The sequence below is a fragment of the Sciscionella sediminilitoris genome (assembly GCF_000737195.2).
Lineage (GTDB): Bacteria > Actinomycetota > Actinomycetes > Mycobacteriales > Pseudonocardiaceae > Sciscionella > Sciscionella sediminilitoris.
Genome location: NZ_JALM01000036.1, coordinates 137,215 through 153,857, shown reverse-complemented (window position 1 = coordinate 153,857; position 16,643 = coordinate 137,215). Strand labels below are relative to the sequence as shown.

Genomic DNA, 16,643 nt, shown 5'->3' with positions numbered 1-16,643 from the left:
TCACCAGGTCACCGGAAGTTCTTTGATGCCGTAGATCGTGGCCTGATCCTTGAACGCGATTTCGTCGATTTCCTGGGTGAGCCGCAGCCCGGGAATCCGCGCGAACAGGGTGTCGATGACGATCTGCAGTTCCATCCTCGCCAGGTTCTGCCCAAGGCATTGATGCGGGCCGTACCCGAAGGCGACGTGATGGCGCGCGCCGCGTTCGATGTCGAACTCATCCGGTTCGGCGAAGGCGGCCGGATCCCGGTTCGCCGCGTTGCTCAGTGCGAGCACGCCATCGCCCGCGCGGATGAGCACCCCGCCCAATTCCACATCCTCGACCGCGAACCGGGAATTGGCGAGTTCGGCGATCGTGAAGTAGCGCAGCAGTTCCTCCACGGCTGCCGGGGTCTTTCCCGGATCCGCCTTGATGGCCTCGAGATCGCCCGGCCGGTTCAACAGCAGCACGGTGGAGAGCGAGATCATGTTCGCGGTCGTCTCATGCCCGGCGACAAGCAGGATGAACGCGAGCCCGACGAGTTCGGCATGCGAGGGCGCGTGCTCGGTGATCTGCCTGCCGAGCAGATCGTCACCGGGATCACGCTGCTTGGCACGCACCAAGTCCTCGAGATACTCACCGAGCTCGGCTATCGCGGCGCGGCGTTCGTCGGCCGGGGTGCGCCAACTGATGAACTTGGTCGAGCGCTGCTGGAAGAATTCGTGATCGGCATAGGGAACCCCGAGTTGTTCGCAGATCACCAGTGAGGGAACCGGAAGCGAGAGCGCCTGCACCAGATCCACCGGCCGCGGACCGGCCAGCATCGCCTCGACGTGCTCGTCCACGATGCTCTGGATCCGCGGCCGCAGTGCGCGCATCCGCTTCACGGTGAACTCGCCGACCACCTTGCGCCGGGCGGGACCGTGCTCGGGCGCGTCCATGGAGATCATCGAGGCCGGTATCCGCTCGAATTGCTGTCCGGGCACCATTCGCGGAAACTTCGGGTTCTTGCGGTCGGAGCTGAACCGTGGATCGGTCAGCATGGCGCGAATGTCCTCGTGCCTGCTCAGCGCCCACACGCGGCGCCCGTCGGGGAGGCTGACCTTGCTGATCGGGGTTTCCTCGCGCAGTTGCCGGTACTCCGCGGGCGGGGCGAACGGGCAACTGCGGGTGCGTGGGAAGGAGAGGGTGACGTCTTCGGCGAGCTCGGTCACGGGACCACCTCTATCTGGATGAAGTTCTTCCACTTCCACCGTAGCGATGTGGAAGGAAATCGTCCAGATCTGCGTCTGGAATAATCCGGACATGGCGCTACGTGCCGACGCCCAACGCAACCTCGAACAGATCATCGCCGCGGCGAAACAGGTCTTCACCGAACAGGGCCCCGAGGTGCCGATGGAGGAGATCGCGCGCGCGGCCGGGGTCGGGGTCGGCACCCTCTACCGGCGGTTTCCCGACCGCGAAGCCCTGATCAGGGCGGTGACGAGGGCGAACTTCGACGCGGTGCTCGACGAGACGCGCAGCGCGATGGCCGAGGAACCGACGGCATGGGACACACTGCGGCGGTTCTTCCACCTCTCCCGCGAACTACGCCTCTCGGTACAGCTGAATCTGGTGCACATGAGCACCAGGCGGTTGCTACTCGAGGACACCGACGCCATCGGCAGACGAGACGAAATGTTCGAACTGGTCGAGCAGATGGTGGCCGCGGCGCAGCGGGAGGGAACCCTGCGCGCGGATGTGGGCGCCGGGGACATCGCGATGCTGGTTTCCCTGCTCGTCGGTCAGACCCGCAGGGAATGGACACCTGCGGCGTTGCTCGGCGTGGAGCGCGCGATCGCGCTGATCCTCGACGGACTACGCGCGGGAACGGGAACCGAACTGCCCGGGCAGCCGGTTCCCGTGACGGAGATCGCGCCGCAGAAGGCTACCGGGAACTACTGAGGATCCCGGACAGTTTCTCCAGCTGTGCCTCATAGATCTTGCGCATCCCCAGCGGGGCGAAGGTCTTCTCGAAGAAGCCACCGATCCCGCCAGCGCCGTTCCAGGTGGTCTCCACGGTGACCGCGCTGCCTTCCCCTGCGGGACGCACGGTCCACTTGGTCACCATCGAGGAATTGCGGTCCGATTCCACGAGTTCCCGCTCGCCCCCGGTGCGCACCTCGAACACACAGTCCCGCACCCGCTTCTTGGTCGCCTGCAGCTTCCAGGCCACCACGGTGCCCTCCCCCTTGCCACCCTCGCGCACGGCGTACTCGGAGAAGTTCTCGGTCAGCATGTCCTTGCGCGTCTGCTCGTAGTCCGAGAGCGCGGCGAAAACCGCATCGGGCTCCGCGGCGATCTGGGCTTGCGCGGAAACGAAAACCTGTGCCATGTCGTCATGCTAGACGGGCTCAGGAGTGTCGGTACGCCTGCGTCGCGGTGAGCTGATCACGTGCCTTGACCACGATGGTGTCCATGTTCACGTGCGGCGGCCTGGTCACCGCGAACCCGATGACCTCGGCGATGTCCTTGGCCTGCAAGGGAGTCATCCCCTCGTACACCTTGGCCGCGCGCTCGCTGTCCCCGGCGAAGCGCACCAGGGAGAACTCGGTCTCCACCATCCCGGGCAGCACCTCGGTGAACCGCACCGGCTCGCCGTTGTGCTCGAACCGCAGCGTGCGGTGCAGCGCGGATTCGGCGTGCTTGGCCGAGGTGTACCCGGAGCCGTTCGAGTATGCCTCGAGCGCGGCGACCGAGGTGACCGTGACCACGTGCCCGTCCCCGGACTCGACCAGCCTCGGCAGCAGCGCCTTGGTCACCCGCATCGTGCCGAGCACATTGGTCTCCCACATCCAGCGCCAGTCGTCCTCCACGGCCTGCGCGACCGGAGCGGATCCGTGTGCCCCTCCCGCGTTGTTCACCAGCACGTCCACCGGCCCGAACGCGGCGCAGAACCGCTCGACCGACTCCGGATCGGTGACGTCGAGCCGATGCGCGGTGCCGCCGATCTCCCGGGCCAGTTCCTCGATACGTTCGGTGCGCCGCGCCCCCAGTACGACGTGAAATCCCTGTGCGGCGAGCTCTGTGGCGGTCGCCGCACCGATGCCCGAACTCGCGCCGGTGACCACGGCCGTCCGTTGTGATGCCATGGCACGCGATTCTAGGGTGAGCGCGTGGAAGGCGAACTGAGCTGGGTGACCAGCAAGAGCGGTAACCGGATCGCGGTCCGGACCGCCGGAACGAACGGGCCACCCGTCGTGCTGCTGCACGGCTGGGCGCAGACCGGGCGCTGCTGGCCGCAGGAACTCGCCATGGGGTGCCGATGCCTCGCGGTGGATCTGCGCGGGCACGGTGACTCCGAGGACGCCGGAGAGTACGCGGACAGCGCGGCCTGGGCCGCCGACCTGGCCGCGGTGCTGGACACCCTGGACGAACCCGCGGTGCTCGTCGGCTGGTCCTACGGCGGGCTGGCGATCACCGACTACATCCGGCACTTCGGCACCAGCGGGGTGCGCGGACTGCTACTCACCGGGGCGATCACCGAGATCGGCAAGGATCGGCCTGGCGGGCGGATCGGCGCCGTGATGCGCGAGGCCATTCCGGATGCGCTGTCCACCGACCCGGCGACCGCGGTCCCCGCGCTCGCCCGGTTCGTCGAGGGGCTGACCGTGCGCCCGGTGCGCGGAGCGCTGCACCAGGCACTGCTCGGGGCCGCGCTCAACGTCGACCCGCACGTGCGCGCCGCCCTGTTCGCGCGCACCGTCGACTCGCGCGAAGTACTCGCCGGGATCGATGTGCCGGCCGTGCTCGTACACGGTGCGCAGGACGCCGTGGTCGCGCCGAGCACCACCGAGTACGCGGCGAGCCTGATCCCGGGTGCGCAGACTCACATCTGGCCGGATGTGGGGCACCTCCCCTTCCTGGAGCGCGCCCAGGAATTCCACACCATCCTCGCGCGGTTGCTCGCACTATGAGCTTCGCGTATCCCCGCCGCGTCGGTGTGCTCTCCATGCACACCTCCCCGCTCGAGCAGCCGGGTACCGGTGACGCGGGCGGGCTGAACGTCTACGTGCGCCAGACCGCGACCCGGATGGCGCGCCGGGGTATCGCCGTCGAGGTGTTCACCAGGGCGAGCTCGGCTGACCTTCCCCCGGTCGCCGAGCTCGCGCCCGGGGTGACCGTGCGGCACGTGCCCGCGGGCGGATTCGACGGACTGGCCAAGGAGCAGCTGCCCGCCCAGCTGCAGGCTTTCGCCGAGGGCGTGCTCGATTGCCGCGCTGACCCCTTCGACGTGCTGCACTCGCACTACTGGCTCTCCGGTAAGGCGGGATTGCTCGCCCGCAGGCGTTGGCGGGTGCCGCTCGTGCACAACGCGCACACGCTCGCCAAGGTGAAGAACGAACAGCGCGCCGAGGGGGAGAGCGCGGAACCGGAGGTGCGGGTGGACGGCGAGCAGACGCTTGCCGAGGGCGCCGACCGGCTCGTGGCGAACACCGAGGTCGAGGCGGCCCAGCTGGAGCGCCTCTACGGGGTCGCCGCCGACCGGGTCGCCGTCGTCACCCCGGGGGTCGACCTGGATGTGTTCACCCCCGGGGACAGGGACCGGGCGCGCGCCGAACTCGATATCGCCCCGGACACCCTGGTGCTCGGCTTCGTCGGACGGATCCAGCCGCTCAAGGCCCCCGATGTGCTGCTGCGCGCGGCCGCAGCCCTGATCCGCGAAACGCCGAGCCTCGCCGAGAAACTGCTCGTGCTCATCGTCGGCGGGCCGTCCGGTTCCGGGCGCGCCATGCCCGCGCAGCTGCGTGAGCTCAGCCGAACCCTCGGCATCGACCACCTGACCAGGTTCGCCGCGCCACGCGCCGGTGCCGCGCTCGCCACCGTGTACCGCGCCGCCGATGTGCTCGCCGTGCCCAGTTACAACGAATCCTTCGGTCTCGTCGCGCTCGAGGCGCAGGCCTGCGGAACCCCCGTGGTCGCGGCCCGGGTCGGCGGACTGCCCATCGCGGTCGCGGACGGCAGCACCGGGTTGCTCGTCGACGGGCACGCCGTGCAGCGCTGGTCCGCCGCGCTCGCCCGGCTGCTCACCGAGCCCGCGCTGCGCGGCCGCTATGCCCTCGACTGCGTCCGGCACGCCGCACGGTTCTCCTGGGAGCGCACCACCGACGCGCTGCTGCGCGGTTACCGTGCCGCGCTCGGCTCGGCGACGGACCTGCGAACACCCGCTTAGAGTGGCGGTGTGCATGAACTGGACACCGTGATCGAGAACGTGCTCACCGAGGGTGAGATCACCTACGAGCACAAGGGCGAAGGGCGGTACTTCCTCACCCTGCCCGGCACCAAGAAGCTCCAGACGAACTGCTGGCTGCACCGCACCGAGCACAGCCTGCTCATCGAGGCGTTCGTCTGCCGCAAACCGGACGAAGCGCACGAACAGGTCTACCAGTTCCTGTTGCGGCGCAACGCGAAGCTCTACGGCGTGCACTACACGATCGACGACCGCGGGGACATCTACCTGATCGGACGCCTCGGTCTCCCCATGGTCACTCCCGGCGAACTGGACAAACTGCTCGGCCAGGTGCTCGAGGCCTCGGACGGGGATTTCAACACCCTGCTCGAGATCGGGTTCGCCGGCTCGATTCGGCGGGAGTGGGACTGGCGGGTCTCCCGCGGCGAATCGCTGGCGAACCTGCGTGCCTTCGAGCACCTCATCCACCGCGAAGGCGATTAACTGGGGCAAGCGATTGGGGAAGCGGAGCGGCCCGGTCAGAGGGGGAGTCGGATACACGGGCCGCCCCGCTACGTCCCCGCCGTCACGACATACCTACGCGGCCGGGAGGAGCCACGTAGTCGGCGGGCTAGCGGCTCGACGGGGGGAAGGCGAACCGCATTGATTGCTTCCGCCGACCAGGGAGTGCGTGGGAGCCGATCCGCGGAAGCCGCAGATAACTTCGCACGCTGGAGTGTTCCATCACAAGATGCTTAGGTACCTCGTTCGGGTGTATTTTTCTACCTTGAGTAACGACGAGGTCACGATGAACCGCTATCGTGCTGCCTATTGTGTGGCAGGTCACAGAGTCACCACCCACAATCGTGGATCTTGGGACTCACCCGGCCAGGGTGACCGGACGCGGTGGGTATTCCGTTCAAGGCACCGGTAACGGCTTCTGGCAGGCTTGGCAGCATGGCAGCAACCTCGACACTCGTACTGCTCCGACACGGGGAGAGCACCTGGAACGCGGAGAACCTGTTCACCGGATGGGTCGACGTTCCGCTGTCCGCGAAGGGGCGCGCGGAGGCCGAACGCGGCGGTGAACTGCTGCGTTCGCGGGACATCACCCCGGACGTACTGCACACCTCACTGCTGCGCCGAGCAATCACCACGGCGAACATCGCGCTCGACGGGTGCGAGCGGCACTGGATCCCGGTGCGCCGGGACTGGCGGCTCAACGAACGGCACTACGGCGCACTGCAGGGCAAGAACAAGAAGCAGACCCTGGACGAGTTCGGCGAGGAGCAGTTCATGCGCTGGCGCCGTTCGTACGACACCCCGCCGCCGGAGATCGCACGGGGCAGCGAGTTCAGCCAGGACACCGACCCGCGTTACGCCGACATCGCGGGCGGGCCACTCACCGAATGCCTCGCCGACGTGGTCGCCAGGCTGGTGCCGTACTGGGAATCCGCGATCGTGCCCGATCTGCGCGCCGGGCAGACCGTGCTGGTCGCCGCGCACGGCAACTCGCTTCGGGCGCTCGTCAAGCACCTGGACGGGATCTCCGACGCCGATATCGTCGGCCTGAACATCCCGACCGGCATCCCGCTGCGCTATGAACTGGACGCGGATCTGCGCCCGGTCAATCCCGGCGGGGAGTACCTCGACCCGGATGCCGCAGCCGAAGCCGCGGCCGCGGTGGCCAACCAGGGCCGCTGAACGGGCTGTCGCAAGGTCGCGCTTTCAACGCGGCGGAGCCGCTTCACCACCCAAGCAACTCGCTCCGCGGCGGGTTCTCGGGTGTTCCCTCGCGAGGACAGCGCCGACGTGGTGTACCGGCGTACATGAGGAGACGATCCCGGAGCGAGGGGACGCCTGAGGTTCCGCTACCCGTACCGGCGGACAAGCCGACCAGAAGCCGCTGTCACAGGTTCTGGACGTTCGACACGAGCCACTGGTCGCCGATGCGCTGCATGCGCAGGGCGACCGTGCTCGGTGTCGTGCCCTTGTCCCCGTTCGGCGCGGTGACATCGGAGTTCATCGCCACGAGCACATCCGCGGTACCCGCAGGCAGATCCAGCCGCTGCACCCCGGCGACCACGGTGTGCGCCTCGATGACCGTTTCCCGTTTGGCGATCTTGTCCGCGTTCGCCGCTTTCCCGGCCACCGCCTGATCGTGCAGCTTTCCGGTGGTCATGGCGATGGTGGCGGACAGGCTCTTGTCCGGGTCCCGGTAGTCGCTGGAGGCGAACCGCTCGGCATCGGTCATCGCGGCGGAGAGCACGAGATCGCGTTGCGCGGCCAGCTGCATCGGCGGCAGATCCGCCCGGTTCGCGGGGCGCAGGTCGCCGACATTCGGGCGCGGAACGGGCTTGTCGAACTTCGCGTCGGTGTCGGTGATCTGCCAGAGCGCACCCTGATGACGCGCGGTCACCAGCATGCGTGCGGGCAGGTCATGGGTCTGGCCCTCGCTGCGCACCTTCTCGGTCAGGGCCACGAGCACGGTCGCGGTGTTCCCGGTCAGGTTCGTCACCGCACTCTCGGTCACCTTGGTCGTCACACTCGTCGCGGGCTTGCCCTGCAGACCCGCGAGCGAGCGCTCCAGGTCCGCCCGGGCCTTCCCGACGACCACGCCGTCCACGGCCGACTTGTGCTGCGCCAGCTTCGTCGAGTCGTAGGAGTACGCCGCACTGATCGCCGAGGACACCTGATCGGCGGCCTGTCCGGTGCGTGCGGGGGCGACAAGCGCGAGGTTGGCGGGCAGCGGACCCGGGGCGCTCGACGAGGGCGGCGGCTGCTCCCCGGTACTCGCCTGCTTCTTCCCCGCAGGCAGCAACAGATAGACGATCCCGCCCGCGGCGAGCACGAGCAGCACGATGACCACGGTGGCGACGACTCGGCGCGAACCCGGCTTCGATGTCACGGAGGTCATTGTGTACTCGAGTGTGGTTGGCTTGGGACATGGCACGTGATTTCGATCTCGGCGGCACCCGGGTCAATCGGATGGGGTTCGGCACCATGCGGCTTCCCGGCTGGCCGATCGGACGGCGCAGCGACGCCGAGGCGGCACACACGATCCTGCGGCGCGCGGTCGAACTCGGTGTCGATCACATCGACACGGCGTGGTTCTACCGCAGGGACGGGGCCAGCTCGAACACCTTCATCCGGGAGGCACTGCACCCCTATCCCGAGGGACTGGTGCTCGCCACGAAGATCGGCCCGCGCTTCGCCGAGGACGGACACACCCCCGCAGACCCCGCACACACCCTCGGCGAACTGCGCCGCGATCTCGAAGCCAACCTGACCGAGCTCGGTACCGATCGCATCGGACTGGTGAACCTGCGCCTCGGCGGGATCGACGGGCCCTTCGACGGGGACGCCCACGAACCCTTCGAGGCGCTCGCGACCCTGCAGTCCGAGGGGCTGATCGGCGCGCTCGGGCTCTCCAATGTCACCGAGCGGGTGCTCGATCAGGCGCTGGCCATCGCGCCCGTGGCCACGGTGCAGAACTCCTTCAACCTCGCCGACCAGTCCGACGCGGCCTTCGTCGACCGGTGCGCCGAGGCGGGGATCGGTTATGTGCCGTTCTTCCCGCTCGGCGGGCACGTCAACCCGGACATGCTCGAGCAGCCCGGCTTGGTCCGGTTCGCCGAGGAGCGCGGCGAGACCCCGGCCCGCATCGCGCTGGCCTGGTTGCTGCACCGGGCGCCGAACCTGCTGCTCATTCCGGGCACCTCGACACCCGCGCACCTCGAGGCGAACGTGGGCGCGGCGGACATCGAGCTGACCGAGTCCGAGGTCGACGCGCTGCGGGCCTGACGAACTCCCTTTGCAGAGATTTCTCTGCAAAGGGAGCCCTGCACAGGTGATTTTGCAAAGAAACTTCTGCAAACATCTCCCTGCAGTGCGGTATCCGGCCGTCCGGCCCGCGTCGCAGCGGTGACCGGCAGGTGAACGTGAACGGAACAATTCGCTCGGGAAATGTCGAAGCGGTCACTCATTCGCGCGTGAACTAGCCCGACCGGGTGGGAACGCGCTTACGATGCGGCCGTGGAACCTGCATCCGGACCCGCATCGGGGCCGAAACCGTGACGACGGCGGCGACCGTGCTCGCGATCCTCGCGGCGTTCGTGCTCGGCCTCGCCATCGGCGCTGTCCTTCGCGGGAAGCGACGGCGTAGGCAGCGCCCGCAGCAGCACGGGCCGACCGTGGCCGATCTGGTCCACGAGGTCGTACAGTCCGGACACAACGGCGTCGTGGTGCTCGGCGAGTTCGGCGATGTACTGCTCCACAACACGCGCGCGGCCGAGCTCGGCGTGGTTACCGACAACCGGGTGGACAGCTCCGCGCGCACCACGGCGGAACGGGTCGCCCGCACCGGTGTGACCGAACAGGTGGACCTCACCCCGCAGGTGCCCCAAGCAGGCCGGGCGCCCCAGGCGGTGCTCGGCGAGGTGCGCAGGCTGCTCGACGGCTTCACCGTCATCGACGTCGCCGACCAGTCGGACACCGTGCGCCTCGAAGCGACCCGCCGCGACTTCGTGGCGAACGTCAGCCACGAGCTCAAGACCCCGGTCGGCGCGATGGCCCTGCTCGCCGAGGCCCTGCTGGACTACGTGGACGATCCCGCCGAGGTACACCGGTTCGCGGGCAAGATCCTCGACGAATCCAATCGGCTCGGCCGCCTCGTCAACGAGCTGATCTCCCTTTCCCGGCTGCAGGGCGCGGAACGGCTGCCCGAGCTGCAGACCGTGAAGGTGGACGAGGTGGTCCACGAGGCACTGCACCGGGCCGCGCTCGCCGCCGAATCACACCAGATCACCATGACCACCGACGAGGACTCCGGGCTCACCGTGGACGGTGACCATTCCTTGCTCGCGACCGCGCTGGCCAACCTGCTGGACAACGCGATCGCCTACTCCCCGGAAGGCAGCGGGGTCTCCATCTCCCGGCGCGAATCGGGCGGCTACGTGGAGATCGCGGTGACCGACCGGGGCATCGGGATCGCGCGCGAACACCAGGAGCGCGTGTTCGAACGGTTCTACCGGGTCGACAAGGCGCGTTCCCGGGCCACCGGCGGAACCGGGCTCGGACTGGCCATCGTCAAACACGTCGCCGCGAACCACGGCGGTTCGGTGCGCCTGTGGAGCCAGCAGGGCACCGGTTCGACGTTCACCATCCGCATTCCCGCGGTGCCAGTGCAGCCACCCGCACCAGTTCAGCTAGCCGAACACGAAGGAGCGCTATGAGCGAGTTTACGAGCGAATCATCGATACAGCGCCCTCGCGAAGTGCCGAGCTCCGACAGGGAGGGAGGGCGATGAGCAGGGTTCTGATCGTCGAGGACGAAGAATCGTTCGCCGATCCGCTCGCGTATCTCCTGCGCAAGGAGGGGTTCACCCCCTCGGTCGCGACCACCGGACAGGAAGCGCTCGACGAGTTCGACCGCAACGGGGCCGACATCGTGCTGCTCGATCTGATGCTGCCCGGAATGAGCGGTACCGACGTCTACCGAACACTTCGCACCCGTTCGACGGTCCCGGTGATCATGGTGACCGCGCGGGACAGCGAGGTGGACAAGGTCGTCGGGCTCGAACTCGGCGCCGACGACTACGTGACCAAGCCGTACTCCGCGCGCGAACTGATCGCCCGCATCCGCGCGGTCCTGCGCAGGGGTGGGGAGAACGAGGAAACCGGCGGACAGGTGCTCGCCGCGGGGCCGGTGCGCATGGACGTCGAGCGGCACGTGGTCTCCGTGTCCGGAACCGAGGTGTCGCTGCCCCTCAAGGAGTTCGACCTGCTCGAGTACCTGCTGCGGAACACCGGGCGGGTGCTCACCAGGACCCAGCTCATCGACCGGGTGTGGGGCGCCGACTACGTCGGGGACACCAAGACCCTCGACGTCCACGTCAAACGTTTGCGCGGCAAGATCGAGCCGGACCCCTCCGATCCGCACTACCTGGTGACCGTGCGCGGGCTCGGTTACAAATTCGAGGCTTAGCCAGTCCTGGGGAGTACCGTTAGCCCTCGTGCGATTAGGAGTCCTCGACGTCGGCTCGAACACGGTGCACCTCCTCGTGGTCGACGCCCACCGCGGAGCACATCCGACGCCGATGAGCTCGGAGAAAACCGTGCTCCGGCTCGCCGAGAAGATCAACTCCGCCGGGAACCTCAGCAAGGCGGGCGCGGACGAACTGGTGAGCACCATCGCCGCGGCGCGCGCCTCGGCCGCCGAACTCGGTTGCGAGGACCTGCTCTCCTTTGCCACATCCGCGGTGCGCGAGGCGAACAACTCGGCCAAGGTGCTCGAGCGGGTGCGCGAGGAGACCGGGGTCGAGCTGCGGGTGCTCACCGGGGAGGACGAGGCACGGCTGACCTTCCTCGCCGTCCGGCGCTGGCTCGGCTGGTCGGCAGGCCAGCTACTGGTGCTCGACATCGGCGGCGGCTCGCTCGAGATCGCCAGCGGTATCGACGAGGCACCGGAGAGCGAATGGTCGCTACCGCTCGGCGCAGGGCGGCTCACCAGGACCAAGTTCAGTCACGATCCGCCGAAACGCGCCGAGGTCAACGAGCTCCGCGATTGGGTCGATGAACAACTGCACCCCGTGGTCAAGAAACTACGAAAGAACGGTGCACCCGACCGGGTGGTCGCCACCTCGAAGACATTCCGCTCGCTGGCCAGGCTGACCGGGGCCGCGCCCTCCTCGGAGGGACCGCGGGCGCGCCGGACGCTCACCCACACCGGGCTACGCCAGCTCATCTCGTTCATCTCCCGGATGTCCGCGGCGGACCTCGCCGAGCTCGAGGGAGTCGGCGCGAACCGGGCCCACCAGCTCGTAGCCGGGGCACTCGTCGCCGAGTCCGCGATGCGCGGATTACGGGTCAGCGAGCTGGAAATCTGTCCGTGGGCACTGCGCGAAGGTGTGATCCTGCGCAGGCTGGACCAGACCAATGGGGCAGAGCAGACTGCGATAATGCTCAAGCCATGATGGCCCGGTGTTGGCGAGCAAGGCCACATCGACCACACTGGTGGTAGACGGAAACACAAGGCACGGTGGAATGGATGAGTTCTCGAGACGACGAGTCGAATACGCGGCAGCGCACCGTCGCTGAACTGCTCGCCCAGCACGGTGGGTCGCAGCAGCAAGGCGAGGCAGCGCGCGGGCGCCGTCGTCGCGCCGAGGATGCGGCGGAGGACACCGCGCCGCAGGCGATCATCGAACGGGTCCGGGGGGACACGGGCACCAACATGTCGCCGGTCGCGCACACCGCCAACGGGCACCCCGCGCCGCCGCAGCCCCGCCCACAGCCGCAAGCACAGCCGAGCCCCCAGCCGAAGCCGAAGCCGAGCCCGCAGCCACAAGCACAGCAGCCGCAGCAGCAGGCCGCCGGCGCACCGGTTCCCGCGCGGCCACAGCCGAGCGGGCGGTTGCCGATCAAACCGCCGACCAGGGCGATGCCCCCGGTCGAGGAGCCCGAACAACAGGCCGGGTTCCCCGAACCACCGGAGTACGACGATTACTCCGATCCGGCGAAATACACCCCGCCCCCACCGCTGCCCGAGGACGCGCCGAAACCCCAGCGTGCCTCGATGACCGCGCGCCTCGCCGGGGCACCCCCGGAGCCGCTGACCGAACAGATCCAGGCGATCCCCGAGGCACCGCTGCAGGGCCGGCCGTCCGCGGTCGAGTCCACCGGGTACTACACCCCGGACTTCGACGATGAGGACGAGGACGAGGCGCCCGGCGAGCAGACGGCGTTCCACCCCGTTCCCGACCTCGAGGACGACGAGGACGAGAACTACGCAGAGTCGGCGGACTACGACCAGTCCACGCACTACGATGAGCCCGCCCAGTACGACGAAGCGCAGTACCTCGACGAGGACGAGTACGAAGCCGCCGAGGACGAGGACTACGACTACGAGGAGGAGCCGCGCGGTGCCCGCGAATGGCTCACCCTCGTCGGCCTCATCGCCGCCGGGGTCGTCGGCGGCGGTCTCGTCTGGCTCGGCTTCGACTGGTTGTGGAGCTACAGCAAGATCATCGGCGTGATCGCGGCCATCGTGGTCACCCTGGCCATCGTCTTCCTCGTGCGCAAGGCATGGCGCGCCAAAGACCTGCAGACCACCATCTTCTCCGTGGTCGTCGGTCTCATCGTCACCGCGACACCGGCCTTACTGCTCTACCTCGGGTCGTAGCGGCCCGTGATCCCGATCGGCCTGTCCACCGCCTCGGTGTGGCCACGTCGGGCCGAAGCGGGGTTCCGGTACGCCGCGGAGCTCGGGTACGACGGGGTCGAGGTGATGGTCTGGGGAGACCAGGACAGCCAGGACAGCGCTACACTGCGCCGATACCTGCGCGGCTACGGCATGCCCGTGCTCTCCCTGCACTCCCCCTCGTTGCTGATCACCCAGCGCGTCTGGTCCCCCGACCCCACCGTGCGGCTGCGCCGATCCGTCGAACTCGCCGCCGAGCTCGACTGCCCCACCGTCGTCGTGCACCCGCCGTTCGTCTGGCAACGCCGCTACGCCAAACGGTTCCCCGAACTCGTCGCCGAACTCAGCGAGCGCACCGGGATCGCCATCGCAGTCGAGAACATGTTTCCCGCCAAGCCACTGCGCAACGTCGCCGTGCACGCCTTCCACCCCTCCATCGACCCAACCGACGTCGGGTACGCCGACTACACCCTCGACCTCTCACACACCGCCGCGGCCGGGATGAACGCCCTCGAACTCGCCGCGCGCATGGGCACCGGACTGCGCCACGTCCACCTCGCCGACGGCACCGGACTCCCCCGCGACGAACACCTCATTCCCGGACGCGGCACCCAGCCCTGCGGCGAGCTCCTCGACACGCTCAGCGAGACCGGCTTCCCAGGATCCGTGATCATCGAGGTCAGCACCCGCACCGATCGCAGCGACGCCGAGCGCACCACCAACCTCGCCGAAGCACTGCTGTACACCAAACTGCACCTCGCCCGCTGACCCTCGTCACACAGACGGTGGAACCTCGCACTATCCTGTTTGATGTATAGACATCATTCGGATATGCTTACTCCAGCTTCGGGAAAACGGCAAGATGCAAATCAGTTCGATATCTAATCGATACATCTTGAATGAGATGTTTCTCTACCTGCACAAACAACGAATACAGCCATGAACTTTGCAATTCACACTGTTCACAAACAATGACGGCGGGTGTTAGCCTGCCAAGTCTGAAGCTCGTGGGGAGGGCTTGAGATGGCACACGACGAAGACGTGAGCGGGCCGGTCGGCGAGGGCGCGAAACCACCGAGCAAATCCGATCCCCCGCCCGGCAAACAGCCACTAGCGGAACCCCATGCCGCAGGCCCGGCGCTGCACCTCGATCCGGTCGAGGCGGGCAAGGCGATTACCCACCTGGACAACGCCATCGACGCCCTCCAAGACGCGTACAACAAATCGGGCAACATGGAGAACATCAGCGGCCCGGGCCACGAAAGGGCTAGCACTGGCTTCGCCGGTGCGGCGAATCATGTCGGCGCGCAAAAACGCACAGAAATCGTAGAAGACATGCGCGGACTTAGGGTTATGCGCGATGAACTGAACAAAACGATCGACAGTTATCACCAAACCGAGCACACGAATGCGGACAATATTCGAAAGCCCGGGCGATAAATGTGCATTGTCGAAGAACATGCGTCGCGATCGCCATCATGGGCACACTGGCAATAACATCCTGCGGCGAGCCTCCCAGGGCACCACACTCAAACTCCCCCCTCGACAGCAAACCGGCGTTGCCGAACCATGGCGCCCCTAGAGTGCCAAACCCGATCGATGTCTCAAAGTACAAGTCTGAACCGTGCACAACACTGACAACCAGACAACTCCAAACTCTAGGACTCGAAACCTCAGGAACATCAGAGCCTCGCGATCCTTCTGGTCCACAGTGCACTTGGAACGGACCCCGCGACGTCAAAGTCAATATGGTGTTCATCCCAAATCCTGGCGGGCTCAGCGACCTGTATGCGATAAGAAATCGCTTCTCTCGCTTCTCCCCACAGCCGCCAATCAACGGATTTCCATCAGTGCTCGTCAACAACGAGGCCAATCAAGTCCCGAACGGAATATGCGCCTACCAGGTCGGAATTAACGACCATGATGCGATATCATTACGGATACTGGAGACCCCAGGCGGCGACCCGTGTGGCGACGCAAAAAATATAACCAAAGGTGTCACTAGGACCATAAGACATGGGGGGCAGTGAAATGTCGAACTATCCCGGAGCTACTGGGGATATGGATGGCGCAGACATCTACGAAGGTATGCGAGCGCATGCAATTGGCCTTGGGCCACTTCTGCGCGCTACAGCTGCTGCCAGCACCATGAACAACTTCACCACTGAAGCCGTCGCTCACCTGCGAAAATGCCAGAACGCGATAGCCGCCGGCATCCGCGGCGCGGCGGGCGATGCCGCACATCAGGCGGCGAAGCCGTTTCTCGACCGGCTGGCGCGGCATCAGGAGGACCTGGCCTCCTTCCAGCGAACGACGACCAGTCAGGCCGATGGGTTCGAGTTCCAAGCCGGCCAACTCAAGGAGATGCCGAAGGAACCGCCGGGTTTCGTCGCCACGCTGGAGACCTCGATGGCCTTCTGGCGGGACAACGATCCCTGGAATGACAGCACCGCGTGGTTGGCCGCGGATGCCGAGAACCGGCTGGCGTTCCGGAATTACGGTGCGCAGAGCCAGATGCTCGCCGGTGCCCTGCCCGGAGAAAGCCCCGCACCGGTGAATGCGTTCGCGAATCTGGAGATCTACAACCCGAAACGATCACCGGGCGGTGGCGATCACCGGGATCCGCCGCGCATGGCAGGAGGAGGACACGAACCTGGCCGCATCCCGCACCCGCGCGGAACCCGACCAGCCGAGCATGCTGCCGTACCCGAATCCCGACCCTCCGCCCCGGGCAACCGCGTACCTGAACCCGAAGCACCTGAATCCGGCAAGGACCGGACCGATCCCGAGGGCGGGCACGAACACGGCAGTACAGCCAGACCTGGTGAGCTGAACACGGCCAGCAGTAACCAGCACGGCATCGGTGGCTTGTGGGAACCACGCAGCCCGGGTGTGCAGTACTCGGGCAATGCCTCGACCGCCGAACCCACACCCGGTGTGCCCGGCGGCACCACATGGCGGCTCGGCGGCGAACAGGTACCTGGCGAGAGACCGGGTGGCCGGTCCGGACGATCACCCGCCTCGGGACCACGTTCCGGTTCGGGCACCTCCGGGGAACGGGCCATCTCCAGAACAGCCAGAGAACAGGTCGGCGGCCGCGCCCGGGAGGGAACGAACGGTGCACCGCCACCCGGTCAGAACACCAAGAAGGACGAGGAAGAACGCAAGGGACCGCGCTTCCTGGTCACCGAGGAACACGGCAACGAGATCGTCGGCGAACTGCCACCGACCGCTCCCCCGGTGATCGGCGAGTGA

Annotated in this window: 18 protein-coding genes; 14 read left to right on the top strand and 4 right to left on the bottom strand. The window is 67.1% G+C overall.

Annotated elements, in window-relative coordinates; all coding sequences use genetic code 11:
• Positions 1 to 1,194 carry a cytochrome P450 gene (locus tag AD72_RS17215; protein WP_031467542.1) on the bottom strand — a complete coding sequence of 398 codons (1,194 nt, stop codon included), beginning with the start codon at positions 1,192 to 1,194 and terminating at the stop codon, positions 1 to 3.
• A gap of 91 nt (positions 1,195 to 1,285) precedes the next feature.
• On the opposite strand from AD72_RS17215, the gene AD72_RS17210 reads away from it, so the two are divergent.
• Positions 1,286 to 1,924, top strand: coding sequence for a TetR/AcrR family transcriptional regulator (locus AD72_RS17210; RefSeq protein ID WP_031467541.1), 639 nt, complete (start codon positions 1,286 to 1,288; stop codon positions 1,922 to 1,924).
• On the opposite strand, the gene AD72_RS17205 is transcribed toward AD72_RS17210, so the two are convergent.
• Positions 1,908 to 2,354 carry an SRPBCC family protein gene (locus AD72_RS17205; RefSeq protein ID WP_031467540.1) on the bottom strand — a complete coding sequence of 149 codons (447 nt, stop codon included), beginning with the start codon at positions 2,352 to 2,354 and terminating at the stop codon, positions 1,908 to 1,910. The two genes, AD72_RS17210 and AD72_RS17205, sit on opposite strands and share 17 nt — an antisense overlap.
• Positions 2,355 to 2,373: 19 nt before the next feature.
• Positions 2,374 to 3,111, bottom strand: a complete 738-nt coding sequence (locus AD72_RS17200; RefSeq protein ID WP_031467539.1) for an SDR family oxidoreductase — start codon at positions 3,109 to 3,111, stop codon at positions 2,374 to 2,376.
• Positions 3,112 to 3,135: 24 nt separating this feature from the next.
• Between AD72_RS17200 and AD72_RS17195 the strand changes: the two genes are divergently transcribed.
• The 4 genes from AD72_RS17195 to AD72_RS17180 all read left to right on the top strand — a co-directional run bounded on the left by AD72_RS17195 (position 3,136) and on the right by AD72_RS17180 (position 6,893).
• Positions 3,136 to 3,936 (top strand): alpha/beta fold hydrolase, encoded by an 801-nt coding sequence (locus AD72_RS17195; protein ID WP_082468992.1) that lies wholly within the window; start codon positions 3,136 to 3,138, stop codon positions 3,934 to 3,936.
• Positions 3,933 to 5,192, top strand: a complete 1,260-nt coding sequence (mshA, locus tag AD72_RS17190) for a D-inositol-3-phosphate glycosyltransferase (protein WP_031467537.1) — start codon at positions 3,933 to 3,935, stop codon at positions 5,190 to 5,192. Before AD72_RS17195 ends, mshA begins: the two co-directional genes overlap by 4 nt.
• Positions 5,193 to 5,219: 27 nt before the next feature.
• On the top strand, positions 5,220 to 5,693 hold the full coding sequence (locus tag AD72_RS17185; protein ID WP_231644882.1) for a type III secretion system chaperone family protein: 474 nt from the start codon (positions 5,220 to 5,222) through the stop codon (positions 5,691 to 5,693).
• 453 nt (positions 5,694 to 6,146) lie between these two features.
• The gene (locus tag AD72_RS17180) at positions 6,147 to 6,893 is read left to right on the top strand and encodes a phosphoglyceromutase (protein WP_031467535.1); all 747 of its coding nucleotides are present in this window, start codon (positions 6,147 to 6,149) and stop codon (positions 6,891 to 6,893) included.
• 205 nt (positions 6,894 to 7,098) lie between these two features.
• Here AD72_RS17180 and AD72_RS17175 read toward each other — a convergent pair whose 3' ends face one another.
• Positions 7,099 to 8,097 (bottom strand): hypothetical protein, encoded by a 999-nt coding sequence (locus AD72_RS17175; protein ID WP_156365237.1) that lies wholly within the window; start codon positions 8,095 to 8,097, stop codon positions 7,099 to 7,101.
• A 38-nt stretch (positions 8,098 to 8,135) separates the two neighbouring features.
• On the opposite strand from AD72_RS17175, the gene AD72_RS17170 reads away from it, so the two are divergent.
• The 9 genes from AD72_RS17170 to AD72_RS17135 all read left to right on the top strand — a co-directional run bounded on the left by AD72_RS17170 (position 8,136) and on the right by AD72_RS17135 (position 16,643).
• Entirely contained in the window at positions 8,136 to 8,993 is an 858-nt protein-coding gene (locus AD72_RS17170; RefSeq protein ID WP_031467533.1) for an aldo/keto reductase, read from the top strand.
• Positions 8,994 to 9,262: 269 nt separating this feature from the next.
• The gene (locus AD72_RS17165; protein ID WP_037346165.1) at positions 9,263 to 10,423 is read left to right on the top strand and encodes a sensor histidine kinase; all 1,161 of its coding nucleotides are present in this window, start codon (positions 9,263 to 9,265) and stop codon (positions 10,421 to 10,423) included.
• 70 nt (positions 10,424 to 10,493) lie between these two features.
• Positions 10,494 to 11,174: a response regulator transcription factor gene (locus AD72_RS17160; protein ID WP_020501244.1), complete on the top strand. Its 681-nt coding sequence runs from the start codon at positions 10,494 to 10,496 to the stop codon at positions 11,172 to 11,174.
• A gap of 28 nt (positions 11,175 to 11,202) precedes the next feature.
• Complete coding sequence (locus AD72_RS17155; RefSeq protein WP_031467531.1) at positions 11,203 to 12,162, top strand: Ppx/GppA family phosphatase; 960 nt, start codon at positions 11,203 to 11,205, stop codon at positions 12,160 to 12,162.
• Positions 12,163 to 12,236: 74 nt separating this feature from the next.
• Positions 12,237 to 13,370, top strand: coding sequence for a glycosyltransferase family protein (locus AD72_RS17150; RefSeq protein WP_156365236.1), 1,134 nt, complete (start codon positions 12,237 to 12,239; stop codon positions 13,368 to 13,370).
• A gap of 6 nt (positions 13,371 to 13,376) precedes the next feature.
• On the top strand, positions 13,377 to 14,156 hold the full coding sequence (locus tag AD72_RS17145) for a sugar phosphate isomerase/epimerase family protein (protein WP_031467530.1): 780 nt from the start codon (positions 13,377 to 13,379) through the stop codon (positions 14,154 to 14,156).
• Positions 14,157 to 14,411: 255 nt separating this feature from the next.
• Entirely contained in the window at positions 14,412 to 14,828 is a 417-nt protein-coding gene (locus AD72_RS36645; RefSeq protein ID WP_156365235.1) for a hypothetical protein, read from the top strand.
• 38 nt (positions 14,829 to 14,866) lie between these two features.
• Positions 14,867 to 15,418 carry a DUF3558 family protein gene (locus AD72_RS38205; RefSeq protein WP_082468991.1) on the top strand — a complete coding sequence of 184 codons (552 nt, stop codon included), beginning with the start codon at positions 14,867 to 14,869 and terminating at the stop codon, positions 15,416 to 15,418.
• A gap of 118 nt (positions 15,419 to 15,536) precedes the next feature.
• Positions 15,537 to 16,643, top strand: a complete 1,107-nt coding sequence (locus AD72_RS17135) for a hypothetical protein (RefSeq protein ID WP_031467528.1) — start codon at positions 15,537 to 15,539, stop codon at positions 16,641 to 16,643.

Bases quoted from the DNA above. Each gene is read 5' to 3' on its own strand.
- AD72_RS17180 (WP_031467535.1), top strand. From the start codon at position 6,147: ATGGCAGCAACCTCGACACTCGTACTGCTCCGACACGGGGAGAGCACC.
- AD72_RS36645 (WP_156365235.1), top strand. From the start codon at position 14,412: ATGGCACACGACGAAGACGTGAGCGGGCCGGTCGGCGAGGGCGCGAAA.
- AD72_RS17205 (WP_031467540.1), bottom strand. From the start codon at position 2,354: ATGGCACAGGTTTTCGTTTCCGCGCAAGCCCAGATCGCCGCGGAGCCC.
- AD72_RS17150 (WP_156365236.1), top strand. From the start codon at position 12,237: ATGAGTTCTCGAGACGACGAGTCGAATACGCGGCAGCGCACCGTCGCT.
- AD72_RS17170 (WP_031467533.1), top strand. From the start codon at position 8,136: ATGGCACGTGATTTCGATCTCGGCGGCACCCGGGTCAATCGGATGGGG.
- AD72_RS17135 (WP_031467528.1), top strand. From the start codon at position 15,537: ATGAACAACTTCACCACTGAAGCCGTCGCTCACCTGCGAAAATGCCAG.
- mshA (WP_031467537.1), top strand. From the start codon at position 3,933: ATGAGCTTCGCGTATCCCCGCCGCGTCGGTGTGCTCTCCATGCACACC.
- AD72_RS17160 (WP_020501244.1), top strand. From the start codon at position 10,494: ATGAGCAGGGTTCTGATCGTCGAGGACGAAGAATCGTTCGCCGATCCG.
- AD72_RS38205 (WP_082468991.1), top strand. From the start codon at position 14,867: ATGGGCACACTGGCAATAACATCCTGCGGCGAGCCTCCCAGGGCACCA.
- AD72_RS17210 (WP_031467541.1), top strand. From the start codon at position 1,286: ATGGCGCTACGTGCCGACGCCCAACGCAACCTCGAACAGATCATCGCC.
- AD72_RS17200 (WP_031467539.1), bottom strand. From the start codon at position 3,111: ATGGCATCACAACGGACGGCCGTGGTCACCGGCGCGAGTTCGGGCATC.